Annotated in this window: 21 protein-coding genes; 6 read left to right on the top strand and 15 right to left on the bottom strand. The window is 72.8% G+C overall.

The window, feature by feature from the left end:
* Positions 1-58 precede the first annotated feature (58 nt).
* Positions 59-493 carry a MarR family winged helix-turn-helix transcriptional regulator gene (locus AXK60_RS18305; protein ID WP_068573358.1) on the top strand — a complete coding sequence of 145 codons (435 nt, stop codon included), beginning with the start codon at positions 59-61 and terminating at the stop codon, positions 491-493.
* Here the strand turns inward: AXK60_RS18305 and tsaD are convergent.
* From tsaD to AXK60_RS18285, 4 genes are read right to left on the bottom strand one after another with little or no spacing between them, the layout of a single operon-like run.
* Positions 474-1508 carry a tRNA (adenosine(37)-N6)-threonylcarbamoyltransferase complex transferase subunit TsaD gene (gene tsaD / locus AXK60_RS18300; RefSeq protein WP_068573357.1) on the bottom strand — a complete coding sequence of 345 codons (1035 nt, stop codon included), beginning with the start codon at positions 1506-1508 and terminating at the stop codon, positions 474-476. The two genes, AXK60_RS18305 and tsaD, sit on opposite strands and share 20 nt — an antisense overlap.
* On the bottom strand, positions 1505-1966 hold the full coding sequence (gene rimI / locus AXK60_RS18295; RefSeq protein ID WP_068573355.1) for a ribosomal protein S18-alanine N-acetyltransferase: 462 nt from the start codon (positions 1964-1966) through the stop codon (positions 1505-1507). The genes tsaD and rimI overlap by 4 nt, the downstream gene beginning before the upstream one ends.
* The gene (gene tsaB, locus AXK60_RS18290; protein ID WP_068573353.1) at positions 1959-2534 is read right to left on the bottom strand and encodes a tRNA (adenosine(37)-N6)-threonylcarbamoyltransferase complex dimerization subunit type 1 TsaB; all 576 of its coding nucleotides are present in this window, start codon (positions 2532-2534) and stop codon (positions 1959-1961) included. Before tsaB ends, rimI begins: the two co-directional genes overlap by 8 nt.
* A gap of 9 nt (positions 2535-2543) precedes the next feature.
* Entirely contained in the window at positions 2544-3230 is a 687-nt protein-coding gene (locus AXK60_RS18285; protein WP_068573351.1) for a TetR/AcrR family transcriptional regulator, read from the bottom strand.
* A gap of 77 nt (positions 3231-3307) precedes the next feature.
* On the opposite strand from AXK60_RS18285, the gene AXK60_RS18280 reads away from it, so the two are divergent.
* The 4 genes from AXK60_RS18280 (at position 3308) to AXK60_RS18265 (ending at position 5655) form a co-directional block, all read left to right on the top strand.
* Entirely contained in the window at positions 3308-3664 is a 357-nt protein-coding gene (locus AXK60_RS18280; protein ID WP_068573349.1) for a DUF2834 domain-containing protein, read from the top strand.
* On the top strand, positions 3661-4518 hold the full coding sequence (locus tag AXK60_RS18275) for an alpha/beta fold hydrolase (RefSeq protein ID WP_068573347.1): 858 nt from the start codon (positions 3661-3663) through the stop codon (positions 4516-4518). Before AXK60_RS18280 ends, AXK60_RS18275 begins: the two co-directional genes overlap by 4 nt.
* Positions 4519-4583: 65 nt before the next feature.
* Positions 4584-5213 carry a VOC family protein gene (locus AXK60_RS18270; protein ID WP_068573455.1) on the top strand — a complete coding sequence of 210 codons (630 nt, stop codon included), beginning with the start codon at positions 4584-4586 and terminating at the stop codon, positions 5211-5213.
* 106 nt (positions 5214-5319) lie between these two features.
* Positions 5320-5655, top strand: a complete 336-nt coding sequence (locus AXK60_RS18265) for a type II toxin-antitoxin system VapC family toxin (protein ID WP_068573345.1) — start codon at positions 5320-5322, stop codon at positions 5653-5655.
* A gap of 65 nt (positions 5656-5720) precedes the next feature.
* Here AXK60_RS18265 and tsaE read toward each other — a convergent pair whose 3' ends face one another.
* The 4 genes from tsaE to AXK60_RS18245 are packed head-to-tail and all read right to left on the bottom strand — an operon-like array spanning position 5721 to position 9795.
* A complete protein-coding gene (tsaE, locus tag AXK60_RS18260; RefSeq protein WP_244881129.1) occupies positions 5721-6164 on the bottom strand; it encodes a tRNA (adenosine(37)-N6)-threonylcarbamoyltransferase complex ATPase subunit type 1 TsaE in 444 nt (147 codons plus the stop codon).
* The gene (locus AXK60_RS18255; RefSeq protein WP_082778103.1) at positions 6161-7240 is read right to left on the bottom strand and encodes an alpha/beta fold hydrolase; all 1080 of its coding nucleotides are present in this window, start codon (positions 7238-7240) and stop codon (positions 6161-6163) included. Before AXK60_RS18255 ends, tsaE begins: the two co-directional genes overlap by 4 nt.
* The gene (gene alr, locus AXK60_RS18250) at positions 7237-8376 is read right to left on the bottom strand and encodes an alanine racemase (protein ID WP_068573343.1); all 1140 of its coding nucleotides are present in this window, start codon (positions 8374-8376) and stop codon (positions 7237-7239) included. The genes AXK60_RS18255 and alr overlap by 4 nt, the downstream gene beginning before the upstream one ends.
* A gap of 12 nt (positions 8377-8388) precedes the next feature.
* Complete coding sequence (locus AXK60_RS18245; RefSeq protein ID WP_068573341.1) at positions 8389-9795, bottom strand: NAD(P)H-hydrate dehydratase; 1407 nt, start codon at positions 9793-9795, stop codon at positions 8389-8391.
* Positions 9796-9832: 37 nt separating this feature from the next.
* Here AXK60_RS18245 and AXK60_RS18240 point away from each other — a divergent pair, with 37 nt between their 5' ends.
* The gene (locus AXK60_RS18240) at positions 9833-10678 is read left to right on the top strand and encodes a dienelactone hydrolase family protein (RefSeq protein WP_068573339.1); all 846 of its coding nucleotides are present in this window, start codon (positions 9833-9835) and stop codon (positions 10676-10678) included.
* A 3-nt stretch (positions 10679-10681) separates the two neighbouring features.
* Here the strand turns inward: AXK60_RS18240 and AXK60_RS26575 are convergent, their stop codons facing one another.
* From AXK60_RS26575 to rplM, 7 genes are all read right to left on the bottom strand, one after another.
* On the bottom strand, positions 10682-10864 hold the full coding sequence (locus AXK60_RS26575; RefSeq protein ID WP_068573337.1) for a hypothetical protein: 183 nt from the start codon (positions 10862-10864) through the stop codon (positions 10682-10684).
* Between the two features lie 9 nt (positions 10865-10873).
* On the bottom strand, positions 10874-12586 hold the full coding sequence (locus tag AXK60_RS18230) for a hypothetical protein (RefSeq protein WP_068573335.1): 1713 nt from the start codon (positions 12584-12586) through the stop codon (positions 10874-10876).
* The gene (locus tag AXK60_RS18225; protein WP_068573333.1) at positions 12579-12887 is read right to left on the bottom strand and encodes a hypothetical protein; all 309 of its coding nucleotides are present in this window, start codon (positions 12885-12887) and stop codon (positions 12579-12581) included. The genes AXK60_RS18230 and AXK60_RS18225 overlap by 8 nt, the downstream gene beginning before the upstream one ends.
* A gap of 75 nt (positions 12888-12962) precedes the next feature.
* Positions 12963-13652, bottom strand: coding sequence for an HAD family hydrolase (locus AXK60_RS18220; protein ID WP_068573331.1), 690 nt, complete (start codon positions 13650-13652; stop codon positions 12963-12965).
* A 42-nt stretch (positions 13653-13694) separates the two neighbouring features.
* A complete protein-coding gene (gene glmM, locus AXK60_RS18215) occupies positions 13695-15086 on the bottom strand; it encodes a phosphoglucosamine mutase (protein ID WP_068573329.1) in 1392 nt (463 codons plus the stop codon).
* A 92-nt stretch (positions 15087-15178) separates the two neighbouring features.
* A complete protein-coding gene (rpsI, locus tag AXK60_RS18210; RefSeq protein ID WP_068573327.1) occupies positions 15179-15682 on the bottom strand; it encodes a 30S ribosomal protein S9 in 504 nt (167 codons plus the stop codon).
* Positions 15679-16125, bottom strand: a complete 447-nt coding sequence (gene rplM / locus AXK60_RS18205; RefSeq protein ID WP_068573325.1) for a 50S ribosomal protein L13 — start codon at positions 16123-16125, stop codon at positions 15679-15681. Before rplM ends, rpsI begins: the two co-directional genes overlap by 4 nt.
* Between the last annotated feature and the right edge of the window lie 39 nt (positions 16126-16164).

The raw sequence follows: 16164 nt of genomic DNA, 5'->3' as shown, positions 1-16164 counted from the left end.
CGGACATTCCGCCGTGCTGACAGAATCAGCGCACCGGTGCAGACCCGAGGGAGGACCCATGGACGACGCGGCCCGCAGGCTCGAGCGCGAGATCAACGCGCTCGGCCAGCACATGCGCGCGCGACCGCGGTCGATGGAACTGCACCTGGACCGCTCCGCCTACCACGTGCTGCTCCTCCTCGACTACACCGGCCCGCGCACCCTCAAGGAGATCGCCACCGAGCTCGAGCTCGAGCAGTCGACCGTGAACCGCCAGGTCAACAAGGCCATCGAGCACGGGCTGCTCGAGGCCGACGGCGCCGTCTCCGGTCCGAAACGCATCCGCCCGACGGCGGCGGGGCAGGCCGCGTACCTGCGCGACCGGGAGATCAAGCTGCGCGGAATCGGCGAGATCCTCGGCGACCTCGACGAGGCCGACCGCGAGGCCCTCATCGGCGGGCTGACCGCCCTGAACGCGGCGCTGGCGGCGCGCGCTACAGCTTCGTCCGGGTGACCGACAGCCCCGGATCGGTCGCGGCGCCGAGGTCGGTGGGCGTCGGGTCCGCGTCGATGACGTGTGCGCCGAGGGTCGCGATCATCACGCCGTTATCGGTGCACAATCGCGGCCTCGGGACGCGCAGCTCGATTCCCGCTGCGTCGCACCGCTCCTGAGCCAGCGACCGGATGCGGGAGTTCGCGGTGGCGCCGCCGCCCAGCACCATCGTATCCACGCCCGTGTCCTGCACCGCGCGGATCGCCTTGAAGGTCAACACGTCCGCGACCGCTTCTTGGAAGGAGGCGGCGATGTCCGACACGTTCAGCGCGCGGCCGGCGGCGTTCTCCGCCTCGACGTGCCGCGCGACGGCCGTCTTGAGCCCGCTGAACGAGAAGTCGTACCGCGCGTCCTGCTGCCGGGTCATGGCGCGCGGGAAACGGATGGCCTTCGGATCACCCTGGCGTGCGAGCTCGTCGATGACGGGCCCGCCCGGGTAGCCGAGCCCCAACAGCCGCGCGACCTTGTCGAAGGCCTCCCCCGCGGCATCGTCGACGGTGGTCCCCAGCTCGGCGATCGGGGCACCCAGGTCGGTAACGTGCAGGAGGTGGGTGTGGCCGCCCGACACGAGCAGCGCCACGCACGGCGGCATCGGGCCGTGTTCGAGGGTGTCGACGGCCACGTGCCCGCCGAGGTGGTTGAGGCCGTAGAAGGGGATGTCCCACGCCGCCGCATAGGCTTTCGCGGCGGCGACGCCCACGAGCAGCGCGCCGGCGAGGCCGGGGCCGATCGTGACGGCGAGGGCGTCCGGACGGTCGATGTTCGCGGCGGCCAGGGCACGGCGCATCGTCGGGACGACCGCCTCGAGGTGGGCGCGGGAAGCGACCTCGGGCACCACTCCCCCGTACCGGGCGTGCTCGTCCTGCGAGGATGCGACCTCGTCGGCGAGCAGTCGCGCCGTCTTCGACTCCGGATCCCAGTCGACGATGCCGACGCCCGTCTCGTCGCACGAGCTCTCGATGCCCATGACGATCATCGCTGTTCCTGCGCTTCCCGCTTCATCGTGTACGCATCCGCCCCGGAGGGACGGTAGTAGTTCTTCCGCACCCCGACGGTGACGAATCCGTTGCGCTCGTACAGGGTCCGGGCCGGATCGTTGTCGGTGCGAACCTCCAGGAAGACCGCGCCGCCGTGCCGGTCGGCCTCGTCGAGCAGGGTGCACAGCAGCGCGTAGCCCACCCCGCGCCCCTGGTACGCCGGGTCGACGCCGATGGTGAGGACCTCGGACTCCGGGAAGAAACTGTTGCCCAGCAGCCCGATCCCGGCGTAGCCGACCAGACGCCCGTCGTCCCGCGCGGCGAACAACCGGGTGTGCCGCTCGGGCACGAACGCCGAAGCGGGCCACGGGCTGTCGCCGTCGAACAGGATCGTCTCCAGTTCGGCGCACCGCTCGGCCTCGTCGGGACGCAGGGACCCGATCGCGATGTCAGGCACGCGCTGCCGTTTCGACGGCGTCGGGGCGACGCAGGTACAGCGGCACGAGGGCCTGCGGATCGGTACCGAACAGGGCCTCCGCGACGGCGACGAGGCTCGCCGGGTCGGGCGATCCCTCGACGATGCGGGCCCCGTCGGTGTTCAGCTCGGCGGGCTTGACGACCCCGGGACCCTCGACGCGGGCACCGTCGGAGTACCGGGCCCAGTAGACCTCTTTGCGGCGAGCGTCGGTCACGACGACCACGTCGCCCTCCTCGCCGTGCGCTATCGCGTCGAGGCTGCAGACACCGTGCACCGGGATGCCGAGGGCATCGCCGAACGCGGCGCCGGTGGCCATGCCCACGCGCAGGCCGGTGAACGGGCCGGGACCGCAGCCCACGACGACCGCGCCCAGGTCCTCCCGGCGGAGCCCCGCCTCCGCCAGACATTCGAGCAGGTACGGCACGAGGACCTCGGCGTGGCCGCGGGCGTGCACGCGATCGCGGCGGGCGAGGACGATGCCGGAATCGGTGTCGACGATGCCCACCGTGAGCGCCGGCGTGGCGGTGTCCAGGGCGAGCACGTGCATACCTGCAGGTTACCGCCTCGATGGCGTCGGACTCGAATCAGCGGGCGCAGGATCGGGCGTACCGCCGCGCCCCGCGGGCAGCATCATCGACCGGACGAACTGCGCGATCACGGCGCGGATCTCGGCCAGCGCGGAGTCCGGCTCGTCGGCGCGGGTGATGTACAGCGCGGATTCGTCGAGCATGCCGAGGATCACGTGGGCGAGAGGACGCGTGGGTTGCGGCGCCATGTGCCCCTTCCCGATCGCGTCCGCGACGAGCGCCTCGATCACCGCGAGCCCGTACTTCTCACCGCGGGCGCGCCAGCCGTCCCACCCCAGCACGGCGGGCGCGTCGATCATCGTGATCCGCGTGATGCCGGGCGCCGCGATCGCCGCCATGTAGGTGTCGACCGCGAGCAGCATCGTCTCGACGGGATCCAGGTCGCCCGCCTCGAGGACCGCCCGCGCCGCCCCGCCGATCGTCTCCTCCTCCACCGCGTCGAAGACGGCCTCGAACAGTCCGCGCTTGTCGCCGAACTGGTGGTACAGCGCGCCGCGGGTCACGCCGGCACCGTCGACGATCGCCTGCGTACCCACGCCCGCGTAACCGTGCTCGGCGAACAGGTCGCGCGCGGCGGTGATCAGCGCGGCCCGGGTCGCGGCCGTCCGTTCGGCCTGCGTCCGGCGACCGGCCGGTTCCCCACCATTGACTTCCATACAGAGTGCACGTAACTTTCACACCGAGTGTTCGCAACTACGCTCAGACCTTAGCCGGACTTTCCGAAGGGTGTGCCATGCGGTGGTTCTACCTGGTCATGATGGTCGTCGGCACCGTGGTGCCGTGGGTCTTCTTCGGCGGATTCTTCGCCGCCGAGGGCCTCGACCTCCCCTTGTTCGTGACGAGCCTGTTCCGGGGCGGCGCTGCGGCCGGCTTCACCGCCGACGTCCTGCTCTCGATCGTCGTGTTCCTCGTGTGGTCGTCGACCGACGCACAGCGGGTCGGCGTCCGCCGCTGGTGGCTCGTGGTCCCGGCGACGTGCCTCGTCGGGTTGTCCCTGTCGCTGCCGCTGTACCTCTACCTGCGGGAGACCCGCGCCGGTCAGGGACTCGCCGGGCGCGCCTCTGCGGCACCGTCGGGGGTGGCGGCATGAGCCTCGCCTCGCTCCCGTCCGGCACCGTCGACTTCCAGGTGTACGGCCCCGAGACCACCGATCGACCGCCCGTCCTGTTCGTGCACGGCGTGCTCGTCGACATGCAGTTGTGGGACCGGGTGGCGGGCTCCCTCGGCGCAGCGGGGCACCGCTGCTGGTCGGCGACCTGGCCACTGGGCTCGCACCGGATCGCCTGCCCGGACGCCGTCACCGACGGTCCGCGCGGGGTCGCCCGGATGGTCGCCGACTTCATCGAGGACCGGGGCATCGAGGGCTGCACGCTGGTCGGCAACGACACGGGCGGCGCGATCTGCCAGTACCTGCTGCACGAACGTCCCGAGCTCGTCAGCCGGGTGGTGCTCACGGACTGCGACGCCTTCGACGTGTTTCCGCCGCAACCCTTCTCGGCCCTCTTCGCACTGCTCCGCCGCCGCCCGCTGCTGCAGCCGCTGATGGCGACGATGCGGGCTGTCGCCCTCCGGCACTCGCCGCTCGGATTCGGGCTGCTGCTCACCGAACCCGATCCGGAGCTCACGGCGTCATGGGTCCGTCCGGCACAGGTCGCGGCGAAGATCCGCGCGGACCTCGTGGCGCTGCTGCGAGCCATCGATCCGGCCGAGCTGGCCCGGATCACACCGACGATGCGCGACTTCCCCGGCCCCGTCACCCTCGTGTGGGGAACGGCGGACCGGTCCTTCACCCCCGCGCTGGGGCGGCGGCTCGCGGCCGCGTTCGGCGACGACCGGCCGGGCGGCGTCCGCTTCGTCGAGGTCGACGGTGCCCGCACCTTCGTCGCCCTCGACGCCCCGCAGGCCGTCGTGGACGCGATCGTCGACATCGCCGACATCGGCTGAGTCCGAGCCGGTCGAGCTCGACGGATTCCGTGAACCTGTCGGACGTCCGGCGCACTATGAAGGGCATGAGCGAGAACACCGATCCCCTTCCCGACTGGGCGCCGCTCGTCCGCGGCCTGCACGCCCGGTTCCGCACCCGCGACTTCGCCGCCGGCCTCGAGTTGGTCACGGCCTTCGCCGCCGAGGCGGAGGCCGCCAATCACCACACCGACCTCACCTTGCGGTACGGCACCGTCGACGTGCTGCTGTACAGCCACGACGCGGGCGGCGTCACCGATCGCGATCATCGGCTCGCCGCACGATTCTCGGAGATCGCCCGCGATCGCTCGATCAGCGCGAGCCCCGGGGAGCTGTCGGTGGTCGAGCTCTGCCTCGACACCGCGGACGCCGCCGAGATCGCACCGTTCTGGTCGGCGCTCCTGGGCGCCGAGATCCAGGACGACGACGGCGATCTCGAGGTCCGCGCCCACGGCGCGGACGCGGTGCTGTGGTTCCAACGCACCGAGCCGCACGACGTACCGCGCCAGCGCTTCCACCTCGACGTGTGGGTCGACCCCCGCGAGGCCCGCGACCGCATCGACGCCGCGCTCGCGGCGGGTGGCCGGCTGGTGTCCGACGAACGCGCACCGTCGTTCTGGGTGCTCGCCGACACCCAGGGCAACCACGCCTGCATCTGCACCGTGGCGGGGCGTTAGACCCCGTCGCCGGTCGCGACGCAGCGAGCCGGATGACACCCGTCGAACGCGACAGGATGCTGAATTTCGACGCGGAACTCTACGACGAGGAGACGGGGCTGCCGACATGATCGTCGACACCTCCGCGGTCATCGCGATGTTGGCGAACGAGCCGGACGCCCATCACCATGCGCTGGCCGTCGCACTACAGCCAGCTCGAATGTCCGCAGGCAACTACCTCGAAGCAGGGGGAATAGTCGCGGACTCGATTCTCGATCCGGTCGTCGCACGACGCCTTGACGAGGTTCTCGCCGAGTCCGACATCGAGATCGAACCGGTTACCCGGCTCCACGCGACCCTCTCCCGCCAGGCCTACCGCGACTTCGGGCGTGGCAGCGGCCACCCCGCAAATCTCAACTTCGGCGACTGCTTCGCCCACGCGCTCGCCGTCGACTCCGGCTAACCCCTGCTCTGGAAGGGGGACGACTTCGGCCGCACGGGCATCGCGTCGGCGCTGCCCGACGAGAGCTAGGCCCCGTCGACCCATTCCCAGGTCACGGTGCGGACGTCGGTGCCCTCTGCCCGGCGCAGCCGGACCATGAGGTGCCGGTCCGCGAGGCGCTCCGCCACGCCCTCGCCCCACTCCACCACGACGACGCAGTCCTCGAGGTCGGTGTCGAGGTCGAGCGCGTCCAGTTCGTCGAGCCCGCCGAGGCGATAGGCGTCCACGTGGACCAGGCCGGGGCCGCCGGTCTCCCCGGGACGGTGCTCGCGGGCGATGATGAACGTGGGCGAGGAGACGCGACCGACGACGCCCAGGCCGGCGGCGATCCCGCGGGTCAGCGCCGTCTTGCCGGCCCCGAGCGGACCGTCGAGGATGACGAGGTCACCGGCGGCGAGCTCCCCCGCCAGTTCCCGGCCGAGCGCCTCGGTGTCCTCGACCTCGGGCAGCACCCGCTCGAAGGAACTCACGATCCACTCACCCGCGCAACCAGTTCCGCGATCGCGCGCGCGACCCGCGGAGCGGATTCGAGGATCAGCATGTGCCCGGTGTCGGCGAGCACGACGAGCTCGCAGTCCAGTTCCTCGGCGAGCGCCTTCGATTTGCGCAACGGCGTCATCCAGTCGTGGTCGCCGCACACCACGGAGGTCTCGATCCGGCGCAGCACGGGCACGGCGCCGCGCTCGTCGTACTCCTCCAGCGCCGGCATGAATCCCGCGTACGTACCGAGCGGCGCGGACAGGCTCATCGTCGACGAGAAGTCCGTCATCGTCGCGCTCCGGTCGCCCGGGGCGTAGGCCCCCGCCGTGACGAAGGGGGTCGCGATGGGCTTGATCGCCTCGCGCCCCCGGCCGACCACGGTGGGCAGGAAACGGATCGCGGCGCGGACCACATCCAGCACGGGATTGCGCAGCGCCGCGGCCAGTCCCACGTCGGTGAGCGCGTGCGACGCGGTGCCCAGCAGGGACGCGCCCACCACCCTCGACCCGATCAACTCGGGATGCCCGGTGGCCAGCGCGCAGATCGCCATGCCACCCATGGAGTGTCCGGCGAGCACGACCGGGCCCTCGGGGACGAGAGTCCTGATGACGGTGGCGATGTCGTCGCCCAACAGCCCGACGGTGCTCTGCTCGGGCGTGCAGGACCCGGAGTCGCCGTGGCCGCGGCAGTCGGGGAAGACCATGCGGACGTCGTCACCCCAGCGGGACTGGAGTTCGTTGCGCACCAACACCCACGACCCGGTGCGGAGCGTGAAGCCGTGCACGAACACCACCGTCATCGACGCGGTCCGCGGGCCGACCTCCCGAACGTGCAACGGCACACCGTCGGAGCTCATGACGATCGACTCCCGATCCGACCGGAACACGAGATCGTCGGGCGCGATCGGATCCTCGCCGCCACCGCGCACGCCGAGTGCCCGTGCAGCGGCGGCGATCCCGGTGAGGGCGGCCACCGCGACGCCCGTGCTCAGGCCCGCGAGCAGCGCGGGACCGGGCAGGTGGATGCGCTCGGGGATGTGTACTCGCCCGCGGCCGTCGTCGTTCACAGCTCCCCCGTGTACGTCCGGACGGCGCGCCCACGCACGCCGGTGAGGACCTCGTAGTCGATGGTGCCCAGCTTCTCCGCCCAATCGGCGGCGCGGTCGGCGCCCGGCGCGTCACCGAACAGCACCGCCGTATCGCCCTCGGCGACCCCGCCACCGTCGGGACCGAGGTCGATCACGCACTGGTCCATGCAGACCCGGCCCACCTGCGGGAAGCGGCGGCCGCCGATCGCGACCTCGATGCGGCCGCTCAGCGGTCGCCACACGCCGTCGGCGTAGCCCGCCGGGATCAGGCCGACCACCGTGTCGTGCGGCGCGATCCAGCTGTGGCCGTAGCTGACCCCTTCCCCGGCGCGGATCCGCTTGATCAGGATCACCGGCGCGGCGAAGGTCATGACCGGCCGCAGACCGAAGTCCCTGCCGGGCACCGGGATCCCGCCGTACAGCGCGATGCCGGGGCGGACCAGGTCGAAGTGGAGGTCGGGACGGGTGAGGGCGGCCGCGGAGTTCGCGGCGTGCACCAGGTCGGGCGTCAGGCCGTGGGCGCGGGCATCGGCGACGATGGCCGCCAGCGCGTCGCGCTGCACGTCCAGGAAGGGATGCTCGGGTTCGTCGCCGTGCGCGAGGTGCGTGAACACGCCCTGCAGCCGGACGCGCCCCGCGCGCTCCGCGTCGACGAGGGCGTCCCGGGTGGCAGCCCACTCGGCCGGGGCGACGCCGTTGCGGTTCAGGCCCGTATCGACCTTGACGTGCACCATCGCCGGGCGGCCCACCGCGCGCGCGGCCTCGACCACCTTCGCCAGCTGCCGCGGCGAGCTCACCCCCAGCCGCACGTCGGCGTCGATCGCGCGCTCGTAGCCGCTGGTGCTGAGCCAGCTGAGCAGCGGCACCGTGACGCCGCCCTCGCGCAGTGCCACGGCCTCGTCGATGGTGGTCACGCCCAGCTCCGCGGCCCCGCCCGCGAGTGCCGCCCGCGCCACGGGCAGCGCGCCGTGACCGTAGGCGTCGGCCTTGAGCACGGCCATGAGCGCCGCTCCCGGCGCGTACGCGGCGACGGTCCGCGTGTTGTGCGCGAGCGCGCCCAGGTCGATCTGTGCGGTGAGTCCGTCCAGCCCGGACGCCGGGATCTGTGTGTTCATGGCGTCGTCAGCCTAGCGGCGCAGAAGTTCGCACAGCACGTCCGGCACGGCGGCGCTGATGGCGGACGCGTGGGTGGGGGCCCCGTCGGCGGCGCGGGCGGCGGCGAGGCCGTGCACCCGCGCTGCGCAGGCGGCCGCATCGAGCGGCCCGAGGCCGGACGCGAGGAGCTTGCCGATGATCCCCGTGAGCACGTCACCGGAGCCGGGCGTCGCGGCCCAGGACGACCCCGCGGTATCGACGACGACCCGGCCGTCGGGGCCCGCGACCACGGTGACGTGCCCCTTGAGCAGCACCGTCGCATCGAACTCCCGGGCCGCCTCGCGCGCCGCCGCGACCCGGTCGTTGCCGACCGGGCCGGCGAGCCGCGCGAACTCCCCCGCGTGCGGGGTGAGCACCGTCGGCGCGGTCCGGCCCGCGAGCAGCCCCGGATGCTCCGCGAGCAGGGTCAGGGCGTCGGCGTCGAGCACCGTCGGGAGGTCCAGGTCCAGGCCCCGGGCCAGACGGTCCGCCGCGGCACCGTCGACGCCCATCCCCGGACCGACCGCCCAGGCCTGCACCCGCCCGGCGGTGGCGAGGTCGTCGCTCGCGACCGCCTCGGGCCAGGCGGCGAGCACCGCATCCCGCGCAGTGCCCGCGTACCGGACCATGCCGGACGTGGCGCGGATCGCCGATCCCGTCGCGAGCACCGCGGCGCCCGGGTACGTCGCGCCGCCGGCGACGACGCCGAGCACGCCGAGGCTGTACTTGTCGTCGGCGGCGCCCGGCACCGGCCAGAGCGCGGCGACATCGGCATCGTCGAGGGACCGCAGGTCACCCGGGCCGAGGCTCAGGCCGATGTCGATCGACTCGACCCGACCGCACCGCGCCGGCGCCAGCGCGTGCACGGGCTTGAGCGCACCGAAGGCGACGGTGACGGCCGCCGTGACGGCCGGGCCGTGGACGATCCCGGTGCGCACGTCCACGCCGGACGGCGTGTCCGCCGCGACGATCGGGGCCTCGATCGCGTCCACGATCCGCGCGGCGTCCGGCCGGAGCGACCCGCGGCCGCTGATCCCGACGATGCCGTCGACCACCAGGTCCGGACGGTCCGGCGCCGTCGCGACGCGGCCACCGGCACGTCGGAAAGCGGCCAGCCCGGCGGGGTGCGCACGGTCCGGCGCGAGCAGGACGGCCTCGACGGCGACGCTGCGTCGCCGCAGGTAGGCGCCCGCGAACAGGGCGTCACCGCCGTTGTCGCCGGAGCCGACGAGCAGGGTCACCCGCCGGCCCGCGACACCGCCGGTGCGGGCCGCGAGCTCGGCCGCGCAGACCCGCGCCAGGCCGTACGCGGCGCGCCGCATCAGCGCACCGTCGGGCAGCGAGGCGAGCAGGGGCGCCTCCGCGGCCCGGACCGCGTCGGGAAGGTGATAGTGCCGCACGCCGCCACGGTACGGCAGATCGACTAACGTGAGGGCCGTGACGGATCCGAACAAGCTGGTGAAGCAGTTGCAGCGCCGCGGCCCCCACCGCGTGCTCAAGGGCGACCTCGGCGTGGCGGGCCTCCCCGGCGTGATCTACACGCCCGAGAGCGGCTCGAACCTCCCGGCGGTGGCGTTCGCGCACGACTGGGTGACGCCGGCGAAGCGGTACCGCAAGACGCTCGAGCACCTGGCCTCCTGGGGCATCGTGGTCGCGGCCCCCGACACCGAGCGCGGCGTGCTCGGCGCCGACGGACGGCTCGCGCTGGACCTGGGCACCGCGCTCGACGTGATCACCGAGGTGCGCCTGGGCACCGGCGACATCACGGTGAACCGCACCAAGCGGGGCGTCGTGGGCCACGGCTGGGGCACCGGTGCCGCGCTCATCGCCGCCGCCGCGGACAACCGCGTCGAGTCGGTGGCAGCCCTGTTCCCGGCCCCCACCTCGCCGCAGGCGGAGAAGGCCGCGGTCGGCACGAGCGCGAGCGCGCTGATCCTGGCCTCCGCCGGCGACGAGCATTCGATGACCTCCAACGCCGGCGTGCTGTCCCTGCGCTACGCGGGCCCGACGGAGCTGCGCATCGTCCCCGATGCGCAGGCCGGCGGCCTCGCCGAGGGCATCTCGCTGCGCGGAGCGCTGGGCGCGGGCGGGTCCGACAAGGCGACCCAACGGATCGTGCGCGCCCTGCTCACGGGGTTCCTGCTCGGCGGCCTCGCCGAGGTCAAGGAGTTCCAGGCGTTCGCCGAGCCCGGCGCGGACCTCGGCGACACCTCGTTCGTGTGGGACCCCGACGCGGAGCCCACCAAGCCCAGTGCCATGCAGCAGCTGCGCAGCCTGGTCTGAGGATCAGCCGCCGCTGAGCCAGGACGCGGGCCGGTCCGTCCGGGCGACCACCGCGATCGGTTCGGTGATCACCGCCGGTTCCGGCGCGACGCCCACGGCCCGCATCAGGTCCGACAACACGGTCTCGCGCGCCGCGATCCGCTGCGCGCGGGCATGGTCCTCGGCGTTCCACGCGGGTGTGCTCACGACGGCCTCCTAGGGGACGGTGACGGCGAATTCGGCTCCGCTGCCCTGCTGTTCGGCCGGTGGGCAGGGCTCTTCGGCGGCGCCCGACTGTGCGGGGTCCGGCCGCGCGGGATCCGGCTGTGCGGTGATCTTCGGATTCACCGGGGCAGGAGCGGGACTCGGTGTCGGCGACGCGGTCGCTCCCGTGCCGGCGCCCTCCCCGGTGCCGGTTCCGGCGCTCGGCGCAGCATTCGGGTTGGACGGTGCGCCGCCGTCCGTCGCGCCGGTGGGCGGAGCGGACGGCGTTCCGGCGGGAGTCGCCGCGGGGTTCGGTGTCGGTGTCGCGGAGGGCTTCTCGGCCGTACCCGGCTTGTCGGCAGTCGACTCGCCGGCGCCGGCCCTGGCCGCGGTCCCATCCCCGAGCGGCGTCAGCGTGCCATCCTCTCCGACCTTCAGCGTGATCCTCTGCTCGGTGCCGTCCGGGCGCCTGGCAGTGATCTCGACGGTCTTGCCGTCCGGACTCAGGGTGGCGGTCACGGTGCGGCCCAGCGCATCCGTGCCGATCGCCTTCGCGCCGCCCTTCTCATCGGTGCCCTTGCCGGCCTTGTCCTCGTCCTGCCCCTTGCCGCCGGTCTTGTCGTTCGAGGCACCGTCGGCCTTGTCGAGGCCCAGCTTCTCGGTCAGCGTGGGCAGGAGCTTCGACAGCCAGGAGGGCATGCCCGTGTCGCCGGCCGACGGCGTGCCGCCGCTCGGCGTCGCACTCGACGGCGTGGTGGCGGACGGCGTTCCCGCGCCGCTCGTCGTCGGGTTCGAGGGGCTGCCGGACGACGGGGTCGCCTTCGAGGCGGTCGGCGTCGCGGTCGTGGGCGAGCTCGTGGTCGGGCCGGCCGACGACGGAGCCGCCGAGGAGGGCGATGTGGACGTCGGGGATGCGGTGGTCGGGCTCGAGCTCGACGGGGCGCCTCCCCCTCCCCCTCCGCCACCGCCTCCGGTGCCGGTGCCGGTGCCGGTCACCGGGGCCGGAGTGGTGGGCGAGCCCGGCGTCGGGGTGGACGTCGCGGAGATCGCGGTGAAGACCGGCGCGGGGAAGGCCGAGGAGTCGGCCCCTTTCGCCGCCGCCGGGACCGCGGCGTACGCCGCCCGGATGGACGTGCCCGCCGTGTCGTTGATCGCGTAGAACCTGGTCAGGTCCGCCTGCAGCTGCTGCTCGAAGGCGGCGACGACGGCGCGGTCCAGGTCGTTCGTTCCGCCGGGCACGATCTCGCGGCCCAGCACTCCCCGGGTGAGCGCGGCCGTGTCGACGGACGATACCGAGAACTCGGTGAGCGCTTTGATCTTGGTCGCGACCGCGGCGACCACGGCGCCCGGGATCGCCTCCGCGGCCTTCGCGGTGGCCTCGATCAGCGCGGCCGCGCTCGTGCTGCGGGTGTTCTGCGCGGCGAGGGTGGTGACCGCGGCTCGGCCCGCGTTGTCGGGCCAGGCCGCGTTCACGGAGTCCTTGGCGGCGCTCTGGTCGGTGATCGCCTGCGCGGCGGCCGTGGCCTGCGCCCGGAGCATCACAGCGTCCCCGCGCAGGGCAGCGAGGTCGATACCGCGCTCGCGGTCGTAGGTCCTGCACACGTCGCGGATCCAGTGCGGCCAGCGCCGGGTGGAGATGCGCCGCGCGATCTCGAGCATCAGCTTGAAGTACTGGAGGGGCTCCGCACCCGCGTCGAGCATCTGGTCGACGGTCTGCTCAGCCACCGGCGCCGGCCCCCGTGACCGCGGTGGCGGCACCGTCGTCCGTGCGGACGTGGGCGCTCGCGGAGTTCGTGAGGCCCGTCCCGCAGGCCGTGGCGCCCGCCTGCCAGGCGGCGGCCACCGTGGCGACCGTCCCCAGCGCCGCCGCGTAGGCCGCGCCGTCGGAGTGGTAGTTCCGCCCGAAATCCCCGGCCTCCGCTGTGAACCCGCGGATCCTGCCGGCGATCGTCCCGAGCGTCTCACCCACCGCCTGGTACCTGCCGCCCGCGGTGCGGACCGCCGCCGCATCGATCTTCGTGCCCATCGCGATCCCCCATCGCCCGCACAACCCCGTCATACATTGGACGCACCAGCAGGCGGATCGGTTCCGCGCGACCCCTCAGATCACGCCGGCCTGTCGCACGGCGTCGAGCAATCCGGAGGGACGCCGATCCACGGGCAGAGGATCCACCTGCGCGAAGCCGCACCCGATCGCGCGGGAGGCACCGTCGGCCTCGTGGCTGTCGCCGACCATGAGGACCCGCTCCGGCGCCAGCGCCAGCGCCTCGGCGGCGATCCGGAAGACCTCGAGGTCGGGCTTGGCGTGCCCCGCCTCGAAGGAGAGGACGAACTCGTCGACGAGGCCGTCGATCCCCTCCCGCTCGAAGGCCGGGCGGATGTCGTAGCCGATGTTGGACAGCACGCCCACCCGGAGGCCGGCGTCCCGGACCGCGCGCAGGACATCGGCGGTGTCGGGGTAGATCGTCCAGTTCAGCGGGTTCGAGAACTCGCCGTAGAGGCGCTCGCGATCGGCCTCGTCGGCGACACCGGAGTGCTCGAGCACGTGCAGGTAGGCGCCCCGATGGTCCGCGGTCGAGAGGTCGCGGGCGTGCCAGGTGCGCAGCGCCTCGCCCTCCATCGGCACCGGAAGCCCGACGGGGACCGTCATCCGGTGCAGGAGCTCGCGCTGGGCGGCGTCGTCGAGCGGGCGCCCGTCGGCGGCGGCGAGGCCCGCGAACCACTGCGGGTCCGGCTCCAGCCGGAACAGGGTTCCCGAGAAGTCGAACAGCACACCCTCATAACCGGTCATACCCACACGGTACCGGTTATGAAAACGTTTCGACAGGACCCGTCAGGAGATGAGACCGGCGAGACGCTCGGCGGTGCCCCGCGCGACCTCCTCGGTCGGCGCCTCGACCATGACCCTGACCAGCGGCTCCGTGCCCGACGGGCGCAGCAGGATCCGGCCGGCCTCGCCCAGCGCGGCCTCCTCCGCGGCGAGCGCCGCGACCAGGTCCGACGAGGACATCGCCGCGGCCTTGTCGATCACCTTCACGTTCACCAGTACCTGCGGCAGGACGGTGAGCACCGACGCCAGCTCGGCCAGCGACGCACCGGTCTGCGCCATCCGCTCCATGATCTTGAGTCCGGTGAGGACACCGTCGCCCGTGGTGCCGAGCGCCGGAAGCACGACGTGCCCCGACTGCTCCCCACCCAGGGCGTAGCCGCCCGTACGCAGCTCCTCGAGCACGTAGCGGTCGCCCACGGCGGCCGTCCGCAGGGTGATGCCCGCGGCCTTCATCGCCAGGTGCAGGCCGAGGTTGCTCATCACGGTCGCGACCAGCGTGTGGTCGGTGAGCTCGCCGGCCTCGTCCATCGCGATGGCGAGGATCGCCATGATGGCGTCGCCGTCGATGGTCCGGCCGGCGGCGTCGATGGCGAGGCAGCGGTCCGCGTCGCCGTCGTGGCCGAGGCCCAGGTCGGCCTCGTGCGCGAGGACCGCCGCACGCAGGCCCTCCAGGTGCGTCGAGCCGCAGTCCCGATTGATGTTGAGCCCGTCGGGAGCGTCGTGGATGGCGATCACCTCGGCGCCCGCGTCGCGGTAGGCCTTGGCCGCCACCGTCGAGGCTGCGCCGTTGGCCGCGTCGACGACCACCTTCAGTCCGGCGAGCGAGACGTGCACCGCCGACTCGAGGTGCGCGACGTACCGGTCGACGGCGTCGAAGGCGCGCTTGACGCGGCCGATCGCGGCGCCCGTGGGGCGGGGCGGCGCGGGATCGTCGAGGGCCGCCTCGATGGCGTCCTCCTGCGCGTCCTCGAGCTTGTGCCCGCCGCGCGCGAAGAACTTGATGCCGTTGTCGGGCATGGGGTTGTGCGAGGCGGAGATCATCACGCCGAGCGCGGCGTCGTACTCGGCCACCAGGTGCGCGACCGCGGGCGTGGGCAGGACGCCCACGAGCAGGACGTCGACGCCGGCGCTGGTCAGGCCCGCGGAGACCGCCGCGGACAGCATCTCCGACGATGCCCTCGGGTCCCAGCCGACCACGGCGAAGGGCCGCGCTGCGCCCCTTCCGCCATTCGCCGGGTCGCGACGGCCGTTCGGCTCACCTTCAGCCGTGCCCCACCTCTCGTACGGCGCGCCCAGCACCGCCGCCGCGGCCGCGGACAGCCGCAGCGCCAGGTCGGCGGTCAGGTCCTTGTTGGCCAGGCCGCGCACACCGTCGGTCCCGAACAGACGCCCCATGGGTCACCTCACAAGTAGAGAAGAAGGGTGGAAACGAGACCAGGGCAGGCGCCCGCACGGATGCGGGTGCCTGCCCTGGTGAAAGCCTGCAATCAGCGCTTGCTGTACTGCGAAGCCTTGCGGGCCTTCTTCAGGCCGTACTTCTTGCGCTCGACGGCACGCGGGTCACGCGTGAGGAAGCCGGCGCGCTTGAGCGCGGGGCGATCCTCGGGCGAGACCTCGATCAGCGCGCGGGCGATGGCGAGGCGCAGTGCGCCCGCCTGGCCCGACGGGCCGCCACCGGTGAGGTTCGCGGCGATGTCGAAGGACTCGAGGCGCTCGACGGTGACCAGCGGCGACTTCACCAGCTGCTGGTGCAGCTTGTTGGGGAAGTAGTCCTCGATGGTGCGGCCGTTCAGCACGAAGTTGCCGGTGCCGGCGGTCAGGCGCACGCGGACGACGGCCTCCTTGCGGCGGCCGACGGTCTGGATGGGACGCTCGACGACCACGGGGCCACGGGGGGCGCGGGTCTCGGCAGCGGCCTCGGGGGTCTCGGAGGTGTACTCGTTCAGTACGACCTCGGCGTCGCCCTCGACGTTCTCGATGGTCTCGCTCACTGGGCCACCTGCTTGATCTCGTAGGGAACCGGCTGCTGCGCGGTGTGGGGGTGGTTCGGGCCGGCGTAGACCTTCAGCTTGCCGCCGATGGCGTTGCCCAGCTTGTTCTTGGGGATCATCCCCAGAACGGCCTTCTGCACCACGCGCTCCGGGTTCTTGGAGCCGAGCACCTCAGCCATCGTGCGCGAGCTGAGACCGCCCGGGAAGCCCGAGTGGCGGTAGTGCCGCTTGTCGGTGAGCTTGGCGCCCGAGAGGGCGACCTTCTCGGCGTTGATGATGATGACGTAGTCGCCGCCGTCCACGTTGGGGGCGAAGGTCGGCTTGTGCTTGCCGCGCAGCAGGGTTGCAGCTGCGACAGCGAGACGGCCGAGCACCACGTCAGAAGCGTCGATGACGTACCACTGCCGGGTCACGTCACCCGCCTTCGGGGTGTAAGTAGGCACAGGAGATCCTCTGCTCGATGGTTCGGTGCCGGTCCATGC

Source organism: Tsukamurella pseudospumae, assembly GCF_001575195.1.
Classification (GTDB): domain Bacteria; phylum Actinomycetota; class Actinomycetes; order Mycobacteriales; family Mycobacteriaceae; genus Tsukamurella; species Tsukamurella pseudospumae.
Note: the sequence above shows the minus strand (reverse complement) of the source record. Positions and strands in the feature narration are given on the sequence as shown.